Here is an 18,390-nt window from a genome sequence, read left to right as displayed (position 1 = left end):
GGATCAGGTGTGCGGTACGAGGGCGACGGGGGCCCGGCTGTGGTGCAGCACGGCATGGGCGACGCCGCCGATGTGCGCGCCCATCGCCGAACGGCGCGTACGCCGGCCCACTACCAGCAGGCCGGCTCCGGCGGCGGCCCGCACGAGTTCGAGGCCGGCCGATCCGATCACCACGGAGGCCGTGGTGGCGACCTCGGGGTACTTCGCGCACCAGGGTTCCAACGTGTCCTCCAGCGCGCGCTCGACCTGCGGCTGCACACTGAGGCGCAGGTCGGGCACCATGGCGGGACCCCAGGCGTAGAACGGGAGCTGCTGGGCGTAGACGGCGGTCAGGGCGCTGCCGCGGCGGGCCGCCTCCTCGAAGGCGAACGCGAGCACCGCGTCCGCGGGCTGTCGCGCGTCGACCCCGACCACGACAGGGCCCTCCGGAGTGACGCCGCCGGTCGCCCGGACCAGGACGACGGGACGCTCCACGACACCGGCCACGGCCAGGCCCACCGAGCCGACCAGATAGCCGGCCGTGCCGCTCAGCGCACGCGAACCCAGGACCAGCAGGGCACCCGCCTCCGCCGCTTCGACCAGCGCCGGGACGGGGCCGGTGGTCGCGATCCGGGTGGACACGGAGAGGCCCGGACGCCGCTCGCGCAGTCCCGCCGCGGTGCTCGTCAGCAGTTCCTCGGCCCACGAGTCCTCCGTCTCCAGGGCCGTGACCCGGGAGACGGAGTCGGGCCAGGGCTGCCGCGCGTGGAGCAGCCGGACACCCGTGCCCCGCAGGGAGGCTTCGTCCGCCGCCCACAGGGCGGCGGCCTCCGCCTCGTCCGAGCCGTCGATCCCGACCACGATGCCCTCGTCCGAGCCGTCGATGCCGACCACGATGCCCTCGTCGTTCATGACCGTCCACCTCCTGACGACGCGGTGACGTCGTCGTTCTCGTGGGTGAGGCGGGTGGAAGAAACCGAGACCACTCCGTCCACCGCCGCGCACATGCGCGCGATCCCCGGGACCATGCCCCGGTGCGGCACGGTGCCGCCGAGCTGGACCCGGCCTCCCTTCACCTCGACGCTCACGGCGTCCGGCGCGAGACCGGGCGTGCCGGCGAGGACGTCCTCGGTGATCTCGCGACGGATGTCGTCGTCGTCGCGGAGGAAGATCCCCAGCAGGTCCCGGCGGCTGACGATGCCGACCAGCCGGTCCTGCTCGTCGACGACGGGCAGGCGCTTGACCCCCTGCACCTCCATCAGACGCGCGGCCTCCACGACCGTCCAGCCGGGACGGGCGCACACCGGGGGAGCGGACATCAGCTCCTCCGCGCGTGCTCCCTCCGCCTTCGCCCGCTCCCACGCCTCCAGTCCCGGCACGGGGGGCGCGTCCCCGGGGACGGCGGCCTGATCGGCCGTCTTCCGCAGGAGGTCGCCCTCCGAGACGATGCCGAGCACCCGGTTCGTCCCGTCCACCACCGGCACGGCGGTGATGCGGTGGTGCGCCAGCACACGCACGATCTCCTTGAACGGCGCGTCCCCGCGGAGGCTCACCACCTCACGGGTCATCAGTTCTTCGATCCGGCGGTGCCGCATCATCCGCTCCTCTCGTGTGAGATCGTCGTCCCGGTCACCAGGTGATCGGCTCAGCCGTCCCGGACGACCGCGACCGGGGCGTCGTCCTCGGTCGGCTCTTTCGCCGAGTTCGGCGAGCGCCTCGACGAAATCGCAGTCCAGCGCGACGCGCTCCCCGTTTCCCTTCCGCAGACGCCGGTCGAAGGCGGTGCGCGCACGTCGGTGGTCGGCCATCACCGGAGCCGCGGGGCGGGCGTTCATCGGGGTGGCTCCACGTCGAGGGCCAGGCTGTCGTACGCGTAGTCGATCGACTGGTGCAGGGCGACGACCCCGTCCACGGAACGGCACAGCCTGACGATCACGGGGATGTCCGCGCGCTCCTCGACCCGGCCGGTCAGGGTGACGACCCCGTCGTCGACGGAGACCCGGAGCGTGTCGGGCGCGAGGCACAGGGTGTCGCCCAGGACGTCGTGCTCGATCTCCTCCCGGATCGCGGTGTCTCCGCGGAGGAACGGCCGCAGCAGATCGGTGCGGCTGACGATCCCGACCGGTCGGCCCGTCTCGTCGATCACGGGGAGCCGCTTGACGCCTTTGCGGTCCATCGTCCTCGCCGTCTCGACGAGGTTCCAGCCGGGCCGCGCCGAGACGGCCGGCGACGTCATCAGATCGGCCGCCGTCTCCGCCTCGGGGAGACCCCGTTCCCGGGACAGAAGCCGGACGCCCGCCCAGCGGCCCTCCAGATCCGGTAGTTCGGAGGTGTCCCTCAGCAGATCGGCTTCCGAGACCACGCCCAGGAGACGCCGGTCCTCGCCGACGACGGGCACCGCCGAGATGTCGTGCTCCACGAGAAGGCGCACGATCTCCTTGAAGGGCGTGCCGGGGGAGACGGTGACCACGCGGTGCGTCATCACCTCGAAAACGGTGCGGTGCCGCATGACGCTTCTCCTTCGCCGGGCGGACGTTCCCCGCCATCCCACCCTGCGGCGCCCACGTCCTCGGCAGGAGTGCCGAACGGGACCCTTCCGGGACCATTGGCCCCTATGGCGAGTGACGGGCATGCCCGCAGGGTGAAGAGAGGCGACACGGCCGCGGCGCCGACGTCCCGTGGCCGCCGGCCCGGAGGAGACAGCCATGAACCGCACCGCAACACGGAACAGCCCGGAGAGTTCCCGCCCCGGCCTGTGGGCCCGCGTGGGCGACCGGTTGATCATCGGTGGTGCCACCGTCGGGGACGAGGGACGAGACGGCGAGATCGTGGCACTGCACCACGAGGACGGGACCCCGCCCTTCGACGTCTGCTGGTCGGACACCGGACGGGTCACCCTCGTCTTCCCCGGCCCGGACGCCCGGGTCCAGCATTTTCCCCGCTCAGCGCGGACGGCTGCGCCACGTCGGTGAAAGCCGCCGTGGCGCCCACGACACCGGGCACCGCCATGACCGGGCCCACCGCCGGATCAGCGGGCAGGGACTCCGGCATCCGGCCGGTGAGCGTCACCACGCCGGCCGTCCCCGTCCACGACGGGAAGCCGCTTCAGAGGGCCGCGTCCCGACCGGGCCACCCCGACGAATCACGGCGTCCCGAGGGACCGTGACGGCCGGTGACGTCACCGGACGGGCTGCCGTCGGGGCCCGTCCTTCGTCGTTCTCCTCGCGGAGTCCTTCTCCGACCCGCTTCCTCACGGAACCCCGTCCTCCGGACCCGGCCGGGACCAGGGCCGAACGGGGCCCTCCGGCCCGGGTCGGGGCCGACCGGGCCAGAGGGGAGCACGGCCGGGCAGAGCCCTGAAGGGGGACCGGTCGGCCCTGTCCCTCCCCTTCGACCGGTGCGAGCGTGACAACAGGCCCCCATACGACCGGAAGGCGGTGGGCAGGATGGAATCCCCCCTGGTAGTCGGCGTCGACGGGTCCGATCCCGCTCTGACGGCCCTGGACTGGGCGGTCGACGAGGCGGTGCGGCAGGGATGTCCCCTGCGGATCGTGCACGCCTCGCTGTGGGAGCGGTACGAGGGCGCCGCGCCCCCCTGGACCACCGACAGGCCGTGGGGTCAGGTCCTGGCCGACAACATCGTCGGCCAGGCCGCGGAACGCGCCCTCCGGCGGGCGCCCGGCCTCCCCCTCAGCACCGACGTCGCCGCGGAGGACGCGTCGGGCGCTCTGCTCAGGGAGGGGCGGGGAGCGTGGGGCGTCGTGGTCGGCGCGCGCGGACGCACCGAACTCGGCGACCTCCTGCTGGGTTCGGTCGGCCTCGTCGTGGCCGCCCGCTCGTCGTGCCCCGTCGTCGTCGTACGAGGGGACCGGCAGGCCCTGGAAGCACGCCACGGGCGGATCCTCCTGGGGGTCGGCGACCATGACGTCGACTCCCCGGCCGTCGCCTTCGCCTTCCGCGAGGCGGCGGTGCGGGACGCGGAGCTGGACGCGGTGCGCACCTGGCGCCGGCCGCTCCACGACCCGCTCGACCACCCGCTCCTGCGCGGAGAGGCCGGGGTGTACCTCGCGGAGGAGGCGTCGGAGACCCTGGACAAGGCACTCGCCGTGCGCGCGCGGGAGAACCCACGGGTACGGGTGCGGCGCAGCACCGTCGAAGGGGCCGCGCACCGGGTGCTGCCCGAGCGTTCCGCCGCTGCCGACCTCCTCGTGCTCGGCGCCCGCCGACGCGACGGCCTCGTCGGCCTCCAGCTCGGCAGAGCGGCCCACCGGGCCCTGCACCACGCGGTGTGCCCGGTCGCCGTCGTACCGCAGCTGTCACCCGCCACCGCGGAAGCCGCCTCGGAAGGGAGCGAGCGATGAACACCACCGACGACCGGCGTCAGCAGAGCGACCTGGGCCGTCGCGTCGCGACGCGACGACGGCAGCTCGGACTGTCCCGTGAAGAGGTGGCGGAGCGGGCGGGATCCTCCCCCGGGTACATCGCCTACGTGGAGGAGCAGCTGCCCACGCCGGGCATCGAGTTCCTGGTCCGCCTCGCGCACGCCCTGGACACGACCATCCAGGAGCTGAGCGGGCTCACGGCCGACCTCGCTCCCGGCGGGGCACCGCCGGGAAACCGGCCGGAACTGGTGGAACTCGACGAGGCGGAGTGCTGGTCCCTGCTCGACGGGCGAGGCGTCGGCCGGATCGGTGTCGAGGGGGCTGACGGACTCGCGGTCTTCCCGGTCAACTACCAGGTGCTCGACGAGAGCCTGGTCTTCTCCACCGCGCCGGAGTCCGCCCTCGGCCGGGCCGCCGCAGCCGGCGCCGAGGTCGCCTTCGAGGAGGACCGACTCGACGAGGCGTTCCGCCAGGGCTGGAGCGTTCTGCTCGTCGGCTCGGTGCACGCGCTCTCCGACCCGGCCGAGGCCATGGGCATGAGCCGGGCCGTGACCGTGCGTCCCTGGTCCGGGGCCGGCCGGGACACCGTCGTGAGGCTCGTGCCGCGTCGCGTCACGGGACGCCGGATCCTCGTGCCCGGCGCGCCCGGAACGTGAAGCGAGGAGAGGGTGAGGGGCGGACCGGCCGGTCCGCCCCTCACCCGCACGCTCATCCCAGCGGGACGACCGCCACCGGCGCCGGACTGTGGTGGAGGACCGCGTGCGCCACGTGGCCGACGTGCGGGCCGACCGGCAGCCGGCGGACGCGGCGCCCCACGACGACGAGTTCCGCCTCCCGCGACGCCTCGGTCATCTGGTACGCGGCCGAGCCCACGACCGCCTTGACCGTCACGTCGGCCCCCGGATACCGGCTGCGCCACGGTGACAGCAGCTCGTCGAGGCCGACGCGTACGCCGGCGCCCAGCTCCTCGCCGATCCCCGGGTCCACCACGGCCGCGTAGCCGTAGGAGGCGGGCACCGTCCAGGTGCTGAGGAACCGCAGCGGAACGCGCCGTCCGGCGGCTTCCTCGAACGCGAAGGCCAGCAGGGGCTCGCACGGGTGGTGGAGATCCACGCCGACCACGATCCCGTGGGCGGACGCCGCCGGGGCCGGGCGCCGCGCGCGCACGAGGACGACCGGCCGCCGGGCCGCGCCGACGACCGAGAGGGAGACGGATCCCACGACGAAGCCGAGGACGCCGCCGAGCCCGCGCGACCCGAGCACCAGCAGGTCCGCCTCGTCCGCCGCCGCGACCAGTTCGTCCGCCGCGCGCCCGCGCGTCCGCTCCGTGGTGACCTCCAGATCGGGGTGCTCCTTCCGGGCCCGGTCCGCCTCGTCGTCCAGGAGCGCCTCGGCCCGCTCGTACACCGTCCGGGCGTGGAGGGCCGGGATCTCCGGAGTGTTCGGCCATTCCTCCACGTGCACCAGACGCAGCGGAACCCCACGGAGAACCGCTTCCCCCGCGGCCCACCGTGCCGCGGCGAGGCTTTCCTCCGAGCCGTCCAGTCCCACGGTGACCTGCGCTGCCATCACTGCCTCCTCGGCCGTCCGTCGATGGCACCAGGCTCGTCCGGCGCACCGCCGCGCAGTGAGGGCCGGGCAGGTCCGCATGGGGGCCGAACGGCCCATCGCGGCCGGCGCAGGCCGGTGTCAGCGTGAGGAGTGACGCCCCTCCGGGGCGCCGTACGAGCCCCGGACGCACTCCCGAGGAGGAGCCATGAGCAGCGAGACCCCGGTCCGGCCCGAGCTGTCCGACGTCCTCGTGGGCGTCGACGGTTCCCCTTCGGCCCGGACGGCCGCCCTGTGGGCCGCCGCGGAGGCGGACCGACGGTCCCGCCCCCTGCACCTCGTCCACGCCGCCGACACCGACCGGCGCGCCTACTGGAGCGACGCCGAGACGATCCAGGCCGTCCGGGAGACCGGTCGTGATCTGCTGGCCGGGACCGAGGCGGCGGTCAGGGAGCGCTTTCCCGACCTCGTCGTCACCCGGCTGCTCGACCGACGCGAACCGCTCGACGGGCTCCTGGAGGCCGCCGGCCACGAGAAGACGGTCGTCGTCGGCAGCAGGGGCCTCGGAGGCTTCTCCGCCCTCCTGCTCGGCTCCGTGGGACTCGGAGTCGCCGCCCGCGCGGACGTGCCGGTGGTCGTCGTGCGCGGCGGGGCGGACGGTCCCGAGGCGGGTTCCGTGACCGCGGCGGTCCGCGACTCCGGGGACCTGGGGTGGCTGCTCCTCGCCGCCGCCGAGGCGGACGTCCGCAAGGTCCCGCTCCGCCTCCTGAGCGTGTGGAACATCCTCACGCACGTCGGTGACGTGGCGACCATGCTCGACGACCTCGATGCCGCCGCGCACCGACGGGTGCGCGAGGTGAAGACCCTCGCCGACCGCGTCCGCGAGTGGTACCCCGACCTCACCGTCGCCCCTCACGTCGAGACCGGGACCTCGACCCCCGGGATCCTCGTCGACGCGAGCGCCCACACCGACCTGATCGTGATGGGCCGGGGACACCGGCCCCTCGGCGTGGGCCCTTCCCTCGGGCGCGTCGCCCACGCCCTCATCCACCACGCCCACTGCCCCGTGGAGATCGTCCCCGTCGACTTCGGGACGCGAGGCGGCGACGCCCCGTGAACGACCTCCTGCTCGGAGTGGACCCCGAAGAGGTCTCCGTACCCGCCCTCGTATGGGCCGCGGACGAGGCAGCCCGCAGACGCCTGAGACTCCGCCTCGTCGTCGCCCTGCCCCCCGTGCACGACCGGCTGAGGTACGACGCCCTGGGCCACCGCACCGCCCTGCGGATCCGCGCGGAGTCCGCCCTCGCCGACGTCGAGGAACTCGTCCGCAGGCTCCACGGCACTCTGCCGACGACCTCGGAGCTCGTGGACGGGGCACCGGCCACGGTGCTGCTCGCCCGGGCGGCCGGGGCCGACCTGGTGGTGGTCGGATCGCGCCGGCTCGGCAGGGCCGCCGAACTGCTCGGCGAGAACTCGGTCGTCGTCCCCCTCACCGCGCGCGCTCCCTGCCCCGTCGTCGTGGTCCGGGCGCCGGAGCACACCGAGGTCCATCCGCCCACCCTCGTGGTAGGCGTGGACGGCAGCGAACAGAGCCAGGAGGCCGTCGCGTTCGCCGTCCGCGAGGCGAGCCTGCGCGAGGCGAGGCTGAGAGCGGTCTGGGTCTGGCCCCGGCCGCTCCTCGCCCACGAGGACACCGGGGCGGGCCTGGCCGAGCGGCGTCGCCTCCTCGCGGAGTCCGTGGCCGGCTGGACGGAGCGCTACCCCGACACGGGCATCGACCAGGACGTCGTGCGCGGGCATCCGGTCGCGGAACTCGCGCTGGCCGCAAGGGAATCCCTCGCAGTGGTCGTCGGTCGGACGGGGCGCGGCGGCTACTCGGGCATGCGCCTCGGATCGACGGTCCACGGTCTCCTGCACCACGCCGACTGCCCGGTGATCACCGTCCCCTCCGGCGCCCCGGACCTTGGGGGCGACCGCCCCCGGGGCCGGGCCGGTCGGCCCCCTCCCCTGGAGCCCGACCGGCCTCCACCGGGTTGACCCCCTCGGCACTGGGCGCCGTGCACGCCGCCCCCGAGGCTGGTGGAAGAGAACGTCCCGAAGTCCGTTCCAGGCCCCGCGAAGAGGTGAGTGCCATGCAGCGCGTCCGCATCAGCACCAGACCCCGCCGGCCCCGCGAGCAGACCCCGCTGGACCTGCGCACCCCGTCCGGCCGCACCCTGCCCTACCGACCCGGCTCGCCGGCCGGTCCGGCCGGGGCACGAGGAGGACGCCATGGGATCCGTGCGACGCGTCGTCCCCCTCACCGACCTGGGCCGCCAGGACGTCAGCCGGGTAGGAGGCGAGAACGCCTCGCTCGGCGAGCCGGCCAACCGGCTCGGCTCGGCGGGAATCAGGGTTCCGCCCGGATGCGTCACCACCGCGGACGCCTACGGGGAACCGCTCGACATCCACCGTCCGCGTTCCCTTCCCGCCGTCCACGTCCTCCCGCACCGCCGCGACCTCCTGGTGAACGAGCCACCAGGACGCCGGCCCTTCAGGGGCCGGTCGGACCTCCCGGGAACGGGACCGTTCGGCCCTCTCCCACAGCCCCTTTCGACACTGCGCCGCGCGCCGGACGGGCCGCAGCCTGGAAGTACGGAGGCGGACCCGCCGCCACCCGCCGGGGCGGCACCCGGCACCGTGGAAGAGGAGCAGGACGATGACCGGAGCCGAGCCGGAACGCAGGCACAGCTTCTTCCCCGACTTCGACACCTGGTTCGGCCGGGAGTTCCCCGGCCTCCCCGGATGGCGCCCCGCCACGGCCGCCCACGCCATCCCGGTCGAGGTCACCAGTGACGACGGCGTCTACACGCTGCGGGCCGAACTCCCCGGCATGGACCCGGACGACATCGACCTCACGGTCGACGACAACCTCCTCACCGTGAGCGCCGAGCACCGGGAGAGCACCGAGGACAAGGACCACTCGGAATTCCGCTACGGCGCGTTCCGCAGGACCGTACGCCTCCCCGACACCATCCCCGCGGACGACGTCGACGCCACTTACACGGACGGCATCCTCACCGTGCGCGTCCCGATGCCCGCCCCGGACACTCGCACCACACGGACCATCCGCGTCAAGCGGGCCGCCGACGGCGAGAAGGACCGGTCATGACCACGAAGCGCGTCCTCGTGGCCTACGGCAGCAAGCACGGGGCGACCGCCGGCATCGCCGACGAGATCGGCAGGACCCTCCAGGCCGACGGATTCGACACCGACGTCCGGCCGGCCGACACCATCACCGACGTCAGCGACTACGACGGCGTCGTCCTCGGCGGGGCGCTCTACGCCGGACGCTGGAACGGCAAGGCCCGCAAGTGCGCCCGGCGCAACGCCGAACAGCTCCGGCACCGTCCCCTCTGGCTCTTCAGCAGCGGCCCCGTCGACAGCTCCGCCGAACGGCACGACATCCCGCCCGTCCCCGGGGTGGCCCGCCGCATGAAGCGGCTGGGCGCGAGGGAGCACGTCACCTTCGGCGGCGCCCTCACCGCCGACAATCCGGACTTCATCGCCCGGGCCATGGTCCGCAAGGGCAAGGGCGGGGACTTCCGGGACCCGGCCCGCGTCCGTGCCTGGGCCCATCGCATCGGAGCCGCGCTCGACGAGGACGGCTGATCCCGGTCTTCCCGCCCGCGGGGAGACAGACGCCCGGAGGCGCGTCATGACCGAACGCGAACCGTCCCGCACGGACCCGCGACCACCCCGCGGCGGCCCGGGCCACCGGACGGCCGTGATCGTCGTCCTGGCCCTCGCCCTGGTCTGCGGTGCGATCGCCGCGGGATACCTGTGGAGCTTCGGGGCCCGGACGGAGCGCGCCCGCGCCGCCCAGCTCCACCGGGTCACGGCGACCACCACGGGGGCGGCCGCAGGAGCTTCCCCCCTGACACGGAGCGGCGCGGCGAACCGCGCCGTCGCCCCCGCCCGGTGGGAGTACCCGGACGGGGTGCGCCGCTCCGGCACCGTCGAGGTCCCCGCCGGGACGCCCCGGGGACGGACCGTGGCCGTCACGGTGGACGACTCGGGCACCGCCGTCCGCCGGGCCGGCAGCTCGTCGGACATCATGCTGATCTCCCTCGCCGGCGGCACCGCCACGGCAGGAGCGGTCGCGGCCACCGGAGCCGGGGCCCTCGTCCTCATGCGACGGAGGACCGACGGCCGTACGTTCGCGGCCCTGGAGCGCGAGTGGGAGCAGGTCGAGCCCGTCTGGTCCGGTCGCCTCCGGAGGGAGAGCGGCCCGGAGGGCGGCCCCGGGACGGACGATGTCTGACGACGGCGCCGGCCGGACGGCGACCGGTCGCGTCGACCGCCGACCGAGCACCGCCCGGCCGGCCGCCGAGGCGCTTCCGTTCGATCCGAGCGAGCCCCTTCCCCGCCTCCGCCGGGAGCTGGACACCGGCCCGGACGGGCTGTCGGCCCGCGAGGCGGCCCGCCGTCTCGCGGTGCACGGCCCGAACGAGGTGCGCCGCAAGGCGAGCGCCCCGTTCTGGCGGGAGGTGGCCACCCAGCTGGCCCACCCCCTGGCCCTGTTGCTGTGGGCCGCGGCCGCCCTGGCCTTCGTGGCGGACCTGGCCGTGCTCGGCTGGGCCGTCCTCGCGGTCATCGTCGTCAACGCGGGTTTCGCCCTGCTCCAGGAACGCCAGGCGGAACGCGCGGTGGAGACCCTCGCCCGCTACCTGCCCGAGCACGCCCTCGTGGTGCGCGACGGGCGGCCGCTCACCGTGGAGGCCCGTGACCTCGTGCCGGGCGACGTCATCGTCCTGGAGGAGGGGGACAAGGTTCCGGCGGACGGCCGGGTCACCGAGGGCGGTGTGGAGGTGGACCTGTCGATGCTGACGGGGGAGTCGGTGCCGGCGGAACGGGTGGCGGTGGCCGGATTGCTCGGCGCTCCCCTCCTGGAGGAGCCCAACCTCGTCTTCAGCGGGACCACCTGCGTCGAGGGACAGGCCCGGGCCGTCGTCTTCGCCACCGGGGACCGCACCGAGCTGGGACGGATCGCCGCCCTCAGCCAGCGGACGCGCCGCGAGCCGAGTCCCCTGGAGCGACAGGTCAAGAAGGTGGCCTGGCTCATCGCCGGCGTCGCCACGGGCATGGGCGTCCTCTTCCTCGTCGTCGGCGTGGCGGTCGGCCTTCCGGTGACCGACTCGCTCATGTTCGCCATCGGGCTCCTCGTCGCCAACGTCCCCGAAGGACTGCTGCCGACGATCACCCTCGCCCTCGCCGTCGGCGTGCGCGCCCTGGCCCGGCAGGGCGCCCTGGTCAAGCGGCTCAGCGCGGTCGAGACCCTCGGCTCCACCAGCGTCATCTGCACGGACAAGACCGGCACCCTCACCCGCAACCACATGCACCTGCGTGCGCATTGGACCCCCGGTCACGGAACGGACGCGGGGCCCTGGGCCCAGGCCCTGGTGCGGGCCGCCGCCGAGTGCACCACGGTCACCCGGGACACGGACGGCGAGCTGCACGGCGACCCCACCGAGTCCGCCCTCGTGGAGGGAGCCGCCGACGTCGGAGCACCGGTGGACCTCGACCGGCGCGACGGGCGGCGGCAGGCCCTCTTCCGGTTCGACCCACGGCTCCGGATGATGTCCGTGGTCCAGGGCCCGGAAGGCTCCGGGACCGCCCGGGTGGTGGTCAAAGGAGCCCCCGAAGCGGTTCTGGAGCGCGTGCCGCCCGGGCCCGACGGAGAGGCGGCCCGAGCAGCGGCGCAGCGACTCGCCCAAGCAGGCACGCGCGTCCTGGCGGTCGCCTTCCGTGACCTCGGGCCGGACGAGGGTACGCCCGCCCGGCGGCAGGACGCCGAAGTCGGCCTGACCCTGCTGGGCCTGGTCGGTCTGTACGACCCGCCGCGCGCCGAGGTCGCGGCCGCCGTCCGCCGCTGCCACGAGGCCGGTGTGCGCGTGCACGTGGTGACGGGGGACAACGGTGCCACAGCCGCCGCGATCGCACGGGAGGTCGGCATCGGGGTGCCCCGCCCGGAGGTCGTGGCCACCTCCGAGTCCCTGGACGACGGCGAACTGGACCGGCTCCTCGTGGAGGGCGACGCCGAGATCGTCTTCGCGCGCTCCTCGCCCGAGACGAAGCTCAAGGTCGCCGACACCCTGCGGGCCCACGGCCGGATCGTCGCCATGACGGGCGACGGCGTCAACGACGCCCCCGCCCTGCACCGCGCCCACATCGGGGTGGCGATGGGACGCTCCGGCACGGACGTGGCCCGCGAGGCGGCGGCCATGGTGCTGACCGACGACGACTTCGCCACCATCGTCACGGCGATCGAGTCCGGGCGCCGCGTCTACGACGACGTCCGCAAGTTCATCGTCTACATCTTCGCCCACGCCACGCCGGAGATCGTGCCCTTCCTCGTCTTCGCCCTCTCGGCGGGCGCCGTGCCCCTTCCCCTCACCGTGCTCCAGATCCTCGCCATCGACCTCGGCACGGAGACCCTCCCCGCCCTCGCGCTGGGCAGGGAGCGCTCCGAACCCGGCATCATGCGACGGCCGCCGCGCCCTGAGCACCAGAGCGTCATCTCGCGCGACATGCTCATCCGTGCCTGGGGATACCTCGGCCTGGTCTCGGCCGCCCTCGTGATGGCCGGATTCTTCTACGTCCTGTGGCGCGCCGGCTGGCAGCCCGGCGACCCCACCGGCGAGGGGACCCCTCTGCACGGCGCGTACGTGACGGCGACGACGGCCACGTTCGCCGGCATCGTCTCCTGCCAGGTCGGCACCGCCTTCGCCGCCCGCACCGACCACGCCGCGCTCCGCGAGATCGGGGTCCTGTCCAACCCGCTGCTGCTCGCGGGCATCGCCTTCGAACTCTGCTTCACCGCCGCGCTCGTCTACGCGCCGCCACTGCAGCAGCTCTTCGGCACTGCACCGCTCCCCTGGGACGTCGTCCTGTTCATCGGCGCCTTCCCGCTGCTGGTCTGGGGCGTGGACGAGGCGCGCCGCGCCCGGCGGCGTCAGACGGACTCCGCCGCCGGCTCGTCCCCGCCCTGGTCGAGGCGGAAGGGCGGATAGACGTCCGTCATCAGGCTCGCGTAGGCGGCGACCCGGAGGACCCAGCGGTTGAGGCCGACGACCAGGTCGAACAGGTCCCGGGGATAGCGCGAGGTGAAGGCGAGGGCGAAGCCGGCGATGACCGCGAGCAGGGTGATCAGGCCGCCGCTCCACCAGCCGGCGCGCATGCCGCCGGTGAAGAACGCCAGGATCAGGTAGTGGGGTACGGCGAGCAGCCACCACTTGACGAGCACCTGCGAGCGGGAGAGCCGCTTCGGGCAGGCGATGTCGAGCCGGGCCGGGTAGCCGGGTTCGGGGCCGAGGCTGAAGGGCGGGTAACGGTCGGTGCCGAGCGCGCCGTAGGAGTAGTACGAGACCCGCCAGGACCAGCGCAGCACGCCGAGACCGAAGTCGAACAGGGGCCGTGGGTACCGCTCGGTGAACAGGATCGCGAAGAAGGCGATCACCGTCACGACGAGGAAGGCGATCCACAGGAAGAACAGCACGATCCAGTGCGGGATCGCGAGGATCCATTTGACCAGCCACAGCCAGCGGGAGAGCGGGGCGTCGAGCGTGGCCGTCACGCGGACGGGCGGGCGGAGGGTTCGAGGAGCGTCCATGTCGCTACTTCCCTGTGCTGGAGGTCCGGTCGTCGCGCCGGAGCCGGTCCACGACCCCCACCACCCCGTCGACGCTGTTGCAGAGCCTGAGGAGGACGGGCACGAGTCCGGGACGCCGGACCGTGCCGCTGAGGGTGACCCGGCCGTCCTCGACCTCCACGGAGACGTCGGAGGGGTGCAGACCGAGCGTCCGGGTCATGACCTCCTCGACGATCTCCTCCTGGATCGCCCGGTCCCTGCGGAGGAACAGCCGGACCAGGTCGCTGCGGCTCAGAACCCCCACGAGCCGCCCGTCGTCGCCGGTCACCGGCAGCCGCTTCACTCCGGCCCTGTCCATCAGCCGGGCCGCGCGCACCACGCTCCAGTCGGGGCGGGCGACCACGGCGGGGCTCGACATGAGCGCGCCGGCCGTGTCGATGCCGGAGCCGGCCACGTGGCGGCGGACGAGGTCGGCTTCCGAGACGACGCCCAGGGGGCGGTCCTCCTCGTCCACCACACAGACGGCGGTGATGTCGAACTCGTCCAGAAGCCGGGCGATCTCCTTGAACGGCGTCTGCCGCCCGACGCTGACGGCCGTGGGTGTCATCAGCTCGGCCACGCTTCGGTGCCTCATCACCGGTCACCTTCCGTGCATGGATTCCGCTCCCCACCTCTCAGGATCGCCCGTGTCGCCCGGCGGGGGGGAGGGCCGTCCGGCCCCCCTCGGGCGGCCGTGGTCGCGGCCGCCCGGTGGCAGAGCGGGGACGGCGGACACGTCTCCACCGGCCGGGTCTGCGGCAGCGGCGCGGTGACCTCCGGCAGCGGCTCTTTGCCGAAGACGAACCTGCCCTCCGGGACGTCGCTTCGAGCACGCACGGGGAGGCGCCGCCCCGCAGGGGGAGGCGTCGCCGCGTTCACGCCCCGGTGGCGAGGGTGAGGGCGCACCGTACGTCCACCACGCCTTCGACGGCCCGGGCCAGGCGCTCCGCGAGCGGGACGAGCGTGCTGTCGCGCACCTCGCCGGTCAGGGTCACCACACCGGCGTCGACGCGGACCTCGATCCGGTCCCGCGAGAGCGGGAACAGGCGCGTCACGACGTCACGGCGGATCTCGTCGGCGAGTTCCCTGTCGGACCGGAGGAAGACCTTGAGCAGGTCGGAGCGGCTCACGACGCCCTGGATCATCCCGTCGGCGTCTACGACGGGAAGCCGCTTCACCCGACGGGTGGCCATGAGCCGGGCCGCCCGGGGCAGGGACGCCTCCGGGCGTACGGTGACGGCGGGCGTGGTCATCAGCTCCGCCGCCCGGTCGGAGCCGGCCTTGGCGGTGGCGTCGCGTCGCCGCAGCTGCTCGACCATGCCGAGGCGGTGGTCGTGGAACTCCTCCTTGAGGAGCAGGTCCGCCTCGGACACGACACCGACGACCCGCCCTTCTCCCTCCAGGACGGGCAGCGCGGTCACCTTCCAGCGTTCCATCGCGGTGACGATCTCCTTGAAGGAGGCGTCGGGCCGGACGGCGACGACCTTTTTGGTCATCACGTCGGCGACGCTGAACGGTCGTGTGGTCATGGCTCTCTCCTTCAGCGGGCGTAGGCCAGGAATTCGGTGCCGTGCCGGGGAACGAGGCCGTCGAGCAGGCGACCACGGAGCGTCAGCAGCCGGCGGGCCATCGTCGCGGCGACGCACGCGAACACCACCTCCCCGATGGCCGGGTCCCGGTCGCACAGCTCCCGGACCGCTCGGGCGTCGAACTCCAGCGCACGCACCTCCGTGACCGCCGTGGCGCCGAGGTGCCAGACGTACGGCGGCATGATCCAGGAGCAGCCGAGGAGCGCGCCGCCGACGAGGGTGTCGACGGTGGCGTCACGGCGGCCCGGTACGTGGGTGTCGAGCCCCACCCGGCCGGTCTGGAGGATCCAGAAGCGGTCGGCTCGCTGCCGCTCGCGGAAGACGCGTTCGCCGGCGTCGAAACGGACCGGGCGAGAGTGCCCCAGAAGCCGAGTCCGGGCTTCCGGGGAGAGTTCGTCCAGCAGGGTCCGCGTGGTGGTCATGGTGTCCTCCAGCCCTTCTCCTCCAGGATCGCGTGGAGCGTGCCCCGGGAGGCAGGGCCGCGAGGGTCCCGTCCAGGGGCCGATGGGCCCGTCTCAACGGACCAGGACGGTCTCTCCGGAGCGGGGCACGACGGCCGTCCAGCCCAGTTCGTGGTCGAGGCGGTCGCGCAGCGTCGCGGAGGCGGCCGGTTCACCGTGCACGACGTAGGCGGCGTGCGGGGCGGGGGCGTCCCGGAGCCAGTCGACGATCTGGTCCGCGTCGGCGTGGGCGGAGAAGTGGGGGACGTCGGCGACCTCGGCCCGTACGGGCACGTACTCGCCGAACATCTTCAGCGTGCGGGCCCCGTCGACCAGGTCCCGGGCACGGGTGCCGGCGGCGGCGAAGCCGACCACGACGACGGCGTTGCGCGGGTCGGGCAGGAGCCGGTGGAGGTGGTGCAGGACGCGGCCGCCGGTGGCCATGCCGGCGGAGGAGACGATGACGGCGGGGCCGTGCGCGCTGTTGATGTCGATGGACTCCTGGACGGTCCGGGCGGCGAGGAACGGCGCCGGGCTCAGCGCGGCCTCGCCCCGGGCGAGGATCTCGGGTCGCAGCTCCGGGGACCGCCCGCGCACGGCGTCGCGGTAGACGTCGAGCGCGGCCAGGGCCATGGGACTGTCGACGTAGACGGGTACGGAGCGGGGCATTACGCCCGTCTCGCGCAACCGGGTCAGTTCGTGGAGGACGACCTCGGTGCGGTCGACCGCGAAGGCCGGGATCACGACGGTGCCGCCCCGGGCGAGGGTCCGCTCGATCACCGAGGCGAACTCCGAGCGGGCGGACTCCCGGTCGTGGCGGCGGTCGCCGTACGTCGACTCCACCAGCAGCACGTCGGCTCCGGAGAACGGTTCCGGTGGCAGGAGCAGCGGGTGCCCGGGGCGTCCCAGGTCGCCGGAGACGACCAGGGTGTGTCCGTCCTCCAGGGTGAGGCTGGCCCAGGCCGAGCCGAGGATGTGACCGCCGTGGTGGAGCGTCAGCCGGGTACCGGACATGATCTCCACGTCCGCCCCGACGGGAACCGGGTCGAAGAAGGACAGCGTCCTGTCGACGTCGGTCTCGTCGTAGAGCGGTTTCGCCGGACGGTGCTTGGACCAGCCGTGCTCGTCGGCGTGGCGGGCCGCCTCCATCTGGAGCCGGGCGCTGTCCCGCAGCACGATGCCGGCGAGCCGGGCCGTGTGCGGGGTCGCGAGGATCGGGCCGCGGAAGCCCTGCCGGACCAGACGCGGCAGATAGCCGCAGTGGTCCAGATGGGCGTGGGTGACGACCACCGCGCGGACGTCGGCCGCGTCCCGGGCGAACCGGTCCCAGTTGCGCCGCCGCAGCTTCGCGAAACCCTGGAAGAGACCGCAGTCGACGAGGATCCGGGCATGGTCGCTCTCGACCAGGAACTTGCTTCCGGTGACCGTCCCCACGCCGCCCAGGAAACTGAGCAGGGCGGGGCGGGTCACCGACGGGACGGTGTGCGCTGCTGCCTCGGACATGGGAGGGGCCTCCTTCGCGCCGGGGGCCGGTCGCACCGGTCCGACCCCACCTTCACGCCGTCCCGCGCCGCGTGTCAGGGGTCCGAGAGGCCCGGACCGGGGACCGACCGGCCCATGCGCGCGGAGGCGACGCGGGGCGAGCCTGACGGTGGGCTCCGTGGGAGCAGACCCACGGACCGGCCGGGAAGGCGGTCGTCATGAAGGCTCTCGTGTTCCAGGGAACGGGCCGGGTCGCATGGCAGGACGTGCCGGATCCCGCGGTGAAGGACGCGGCCGACGCCATCGTGCGCGTCGACGCCGTCACCCTCTGCGGCACCGACCTGCACATCGTCAAGGGGGACGTGCCCGAGGTCGAACCCGGGCGTGTCCTCGGCCACGAGGCGGTCGGCACCGTGATGGAGACGGGCGGCGACGTCCGGACGGTGCGGCCCGGCGACCGGGTCCTGGTCTCCTGCATCTCCTCCTGCGGACGCTGCCGCTTCTGCCGCGAGCAGCGCTACGGCCAGTGCCGGGGCGGAGGCGGCTGGGTCCTCGGCCACCTGATCGACGGCACCCAGGCCGAGTACGTCCGCGTGCCCTTCGCCGACCTCTCCGTCCACCCGGTCCCCAGCGGCGTCGACAGCTTCGACGCCGTGCTCCTCGCCGACATCTTCCCCACCGCCTACGAGGTCGGGGTCCTCAACGGCGCGGTCCGGCCCGGCGACACCGTCGTCGTGGTCGGGGCGGGCCCCATCGGTCTCGCCGCGATCATCACCGCACGCCTCTACAGTCCCGGCCGGATCGTCGCCGTCGACCGGGACGACTCCCGCCTCGCCGCCGCCCGCCGGCTCGGCGCGGACGCCACCGCGACGGCCGACGAGGGACCGGAACAGCTCGTCGCCGACCTGACCGACGGCCTCGGCGCCGACGTCGTCATGGAGGCCGTCGGGGTCCCGGAGACCTTCGAGATGTGCACCCGGATGGTCCGCCCCGGGGGCCGCGTCGCCAACATCGGTGTCCACGGCAAGCCCGCCGCCCTCCACCTGGAGGACCTGTGGATCAAGGACGTCACCCTCACCACCGGCCTCGTGGACACCTCCTCGACGCCGATGCTGCTGCGGATGATGGCCGCCGGCCGGCTCCCCACGGCGGAGCTGGTCACCCACCGCTTCGAACTCGGGCAGATGGAGGAGGCGTACGACGTCTTCGGCAGCGCCGCCCGGACCGGTGCGATCAAGGTCGCGCTCGGCGGACCGCGGCACACGGCCGTCGACACCGCGCCCGCCACGGGTACCGGATGA

Annotated in this window: 19 protein-coding genes; 10 read left to right on the top strand and 9 right to left on the bottom strand. The window is 73.9% G+C overall.

Annotation, left to right across the window (positions count from 1 at the left end; all coding sequences use genetic code 11):
- Positions 1-3 precede the first annotated feature (3 nt).
- The 3 genes from ACFW6A_RS22480 to ACFW6A_RS22470 all read right to left on the bottom strand — a co-directional run bounded on the left by ACFW6A_RS22480 (position 4) and on the right by ACFW6A_RS22470 (position 2,488).
- On the bottom strand, positions 4-891 hold the full coding sequence (locus ACFW6A_RS22480) for a universal stress protein (RefSeq protein ID WP_386642293.1): 888 nt from the start codon (positions 889-891) through the stop codon (positions 4-6).
- The gene (locus ACFW6A_RS22475) at positions 888-1,574 is read right to left on the bottom strand and encodes a CBS domain-containing protein (RefSeq protein WP_386642306.1); all 687 of its coding nucleotides are present in this window, start codon (positions 1,572-1,574) and stop codon (positions 888-890) included. Before ACFW6A_RS22475 ends, ACFW6A_RS22480 begins: the two co-directional genes overlap by 4 nt.
- A 236-nt stretch (positions 1,575-1,810) precedes the next feature.
- Positions 1,811-2,488, bottom strand: a complete 678-nt coding sequence (locus tag ACFW6A_RS22470) for a CBS domain-containing protein (RefSeq protein WP_386642289.1) — start codon at positions 2,486-2,488, stop codon at positions 1,811-1,813.
- Between the two features lie 196 nt (positions 2,489-2,684).
- Between ACFW6A_RS22470 and ACFW6A_RS22465 the strand changes: the two genes are divergently transcribed.
- The 3 genes from ACFW6A_RS22465 to ACFW6A_RS22455 all read left to right on the top strand — a co-directional run bounded on the left by ACFW6A_RS22465 (position 2,685) and on the right by ACFW6A_RS22455 (position 5,017).
- Entirely contained in the window at positions 2,685-2,951 is a 267-nt protein-coding gene (locus ACFW6A_RS22465; RefSeq protein WP_051804249.1) for a DUF1918 domain-containing protein, read from the top strand.
- A 474-nt stretch (positions 2,952-3,425) separates the two neighbouring features.
- The gene (locus ACFW6A_RS22460; protein ID WP_351846375.1) at positions 3,426-4,340 is read left to right on the top strand and encodes a universal stress protein; all 915 of its coding nucleotides are present in this window, start codon (positions 3,426-3,428) and stop codon (positions 4,338-4,340) included.
- A complete protein-coding gene (locus tag ACFW6A_RS22455) occupies positions 4,337-5,017 on the top strand; it encodes a pyridoxamine 5'-phosphate oxidase family protein (RefSeq protein ID WP_351846377.1) in 681 nt (226 codons plus the stop codon). Before ACFW6A_RS22460 ends, ACFW6A_RS22455 begins: the two co-directional genes overlap by 4 nt.
- 52 nt (positions 5,018-5,069) lie before the next feature.
- Here the strand turns inward: ACFW6A_RS22455 and ACFW6A_RS22450 are convergent, their stop codons facing one another.
- A complete protein-coding gene (locus ACFW6A_RS22450) occupies positions 5,070-5,930 on the bottom strand; it encodes a universal stress protein (protein WP_386483395.1) in 861 nt (286 codons plus the stop codon).
- Between the two features lie 187 nt (positions 5,931-6,117).
- Here ACFW6A_RS22450 and ACFW6A_RS22445 point away from each other — a divergent pair, with 187 nt between their 5' ends.
- The 6 genes from ACFW6A_RS22445 to ACFW6A_RS22420 all read left to right on the top strand — a co-directional run bounded on the left by ACFW6A_RS22445 (position 6,118) and on the right by ACFW6A_RS22420 (position 12,961).
- Positions 6,118-7,026, top strand: a complete 909-nt coding sequence (locus tag ACFW6A_RS22445) for a universal stress protein (RefSeq protein ID WP_386642285.1) — start codon at positions 6,118-6,120, stop codon at positions 7,024-7,026.
- Complete coding sequence (locus ACFW6A_RS22440) at positions 7,023-7,946, top strand: universal stress protein (protein WP_386642282.1); 924 nt, start codon at positions 7,023-7,025, stop codon at positions 7,944-7,946. The genes ACFW6A_RS22445 and ACFW6A_RS22440 overlap by 4 nt, the downstream gene beginning before the upstream one ends.
- Positions 7,947-8,607: 661 nt before the next feature.
- Entirely contained in the window at positions 8,608-9,060 is a 453-nt protein-coding gene (locus ACFW6A_RS22435; protein ID WP_351846387.1) for an Hsp20/alpha crystallin family protein, read from the top strand.
- Entirely contained in the window at positions 9,057-9,560 is a 504-nt protein-coding gene (locus tag ACFW6A_RS22430) for a flavodoxin domain-containing protein (protein ID WP_386642279.1), read from the top strand. Before ACFW6A_RS22435 ends, ACFW6A_RS22430 begins: the two co-directional genes overlap by 4 nt.
- A 46-nt stretch (positions 9,561-9,606) precedes the next feature.
- Entirely contained in the window at positions 9,607-10,212 is a 606-nt protein-coding gene (locus tag ACFW6A_RS22425) for a hypothetical protein (RefSeq protein ID WP_351846392.1), read from the top strand.
- A complete protein-coding gene (locus tag ACFW6A_RS22420; RefSeq protein WP_386642276.1) occupies positions 10,205-12,961 on the top strand; it encodes a cation-translocating P-type ATPase in 2,757 nt (918 codons plus the stop codon). Before ACFW6A_RS22425 ends, ACFW6A_RS22420 begins: the two co-directional genes overlap by 8 nt.
- Here the strand turns inward: ACFW6A_RS22420 and ACFW6A_RS22415 are convergent.
- The 5 genes from ACFW6A_RS22415 to ACFW6A_RS22395 form a co-directional block, all read right to left on the bottom strand.
- A complete protein-coding gene (locus ACFW6A_RS22415; protein ID WP_351846396.1) occupies positions 12,904-13,560 on the bottom strand; it encodes a DUF4389 domain-containing protein in 657 nt (218 codons plus the stop codon). The genes ACFW6A_RS22420 and ACFW6A_RS22415 overlap by 58 nt on opposite strands.
- 4 nt (positions 13,561-13,564) lie before the next feature.
- Positions 13,565-14,173, bottom strand: coding sequence for a CBS domain-containing protein (locus ACFW6A_RS22410; RefSeq protein WP_351846399.1), 609 nt, complete (start codon positions 14,171-14,173; stop codon positions 13,565-13,567).
- 280 nt (positions 14,174-14,453) lie between these two features.
- Positions 14,454-15,107 (bottom strand): CBS domain-containing protein, encoded by a 654-nt coding sequence (locus tag ACFW6A_RS22405; RefSeq protein WP_386483400.1) that lies wholly within the window; start codon positions 15,105-15,107, stop codon positions 14,454-14,456.
- 11 nt (positions 15,108-15,118) lie between these two features.
- Positions 15,119-15,589, bottom strand: coding sequence for a cyclic nucleotide-binding domain-containing protein (locus ACFW6A_RS22400; RefSeq protein ID WP_386642273.1), 471 nt, complete (start codon positions 15,587-15,589; stop codon positions 15,119-15,121).
- A gap of 93 nt (positions 15,590-15,682) precedes the next feature.
- On the bottom strand, positions 15,683-17,110 hold the full coding sequence (locus tag ACFW6A_RS22395; RefSeq protein ID WP_386642270.1) for an MBL fold metallo-hydrolase RNA specificity domain-containing protein: 1,428 nt from the start codon (positions 17,108-17,110) through the stop codon (positions 15,683-15,685).
- 197 nt (positions 17,111-17,307) lie between these two features.
- Here ACFW6A_RS22395 and ACFW6A_RS22390 point away from each other — a divergent pair, with 197 nt between their 5' ends.
- On the top strand, positions 17,308-18,390 hold the full coding sequence (locus tag ACFW6A_RS22390; protein WP_386483402.1) for a zinc-dependent alcohol dehydrogenase family protein: 1,083 nt from the start codon (positions 17,308-17,310) through the stop codon (positions 18,388-18,390).

The sequence above is a fragment of the Streptomyces sp. NPDC058758 genome, from assembly GCF_042746075.1.
In the GTDB taxonomy this organism is placed as follows: Bacteria; Actinomycetota; Actinomycetes; order Streptomycetales; family Streptomycetaceae; genus Streptomyces.
The sequence above is the reverse complement of the archived record's forward strand: the minus strand, read 5'-3'. Positions and strand labels throughout refer to the sequence as shown.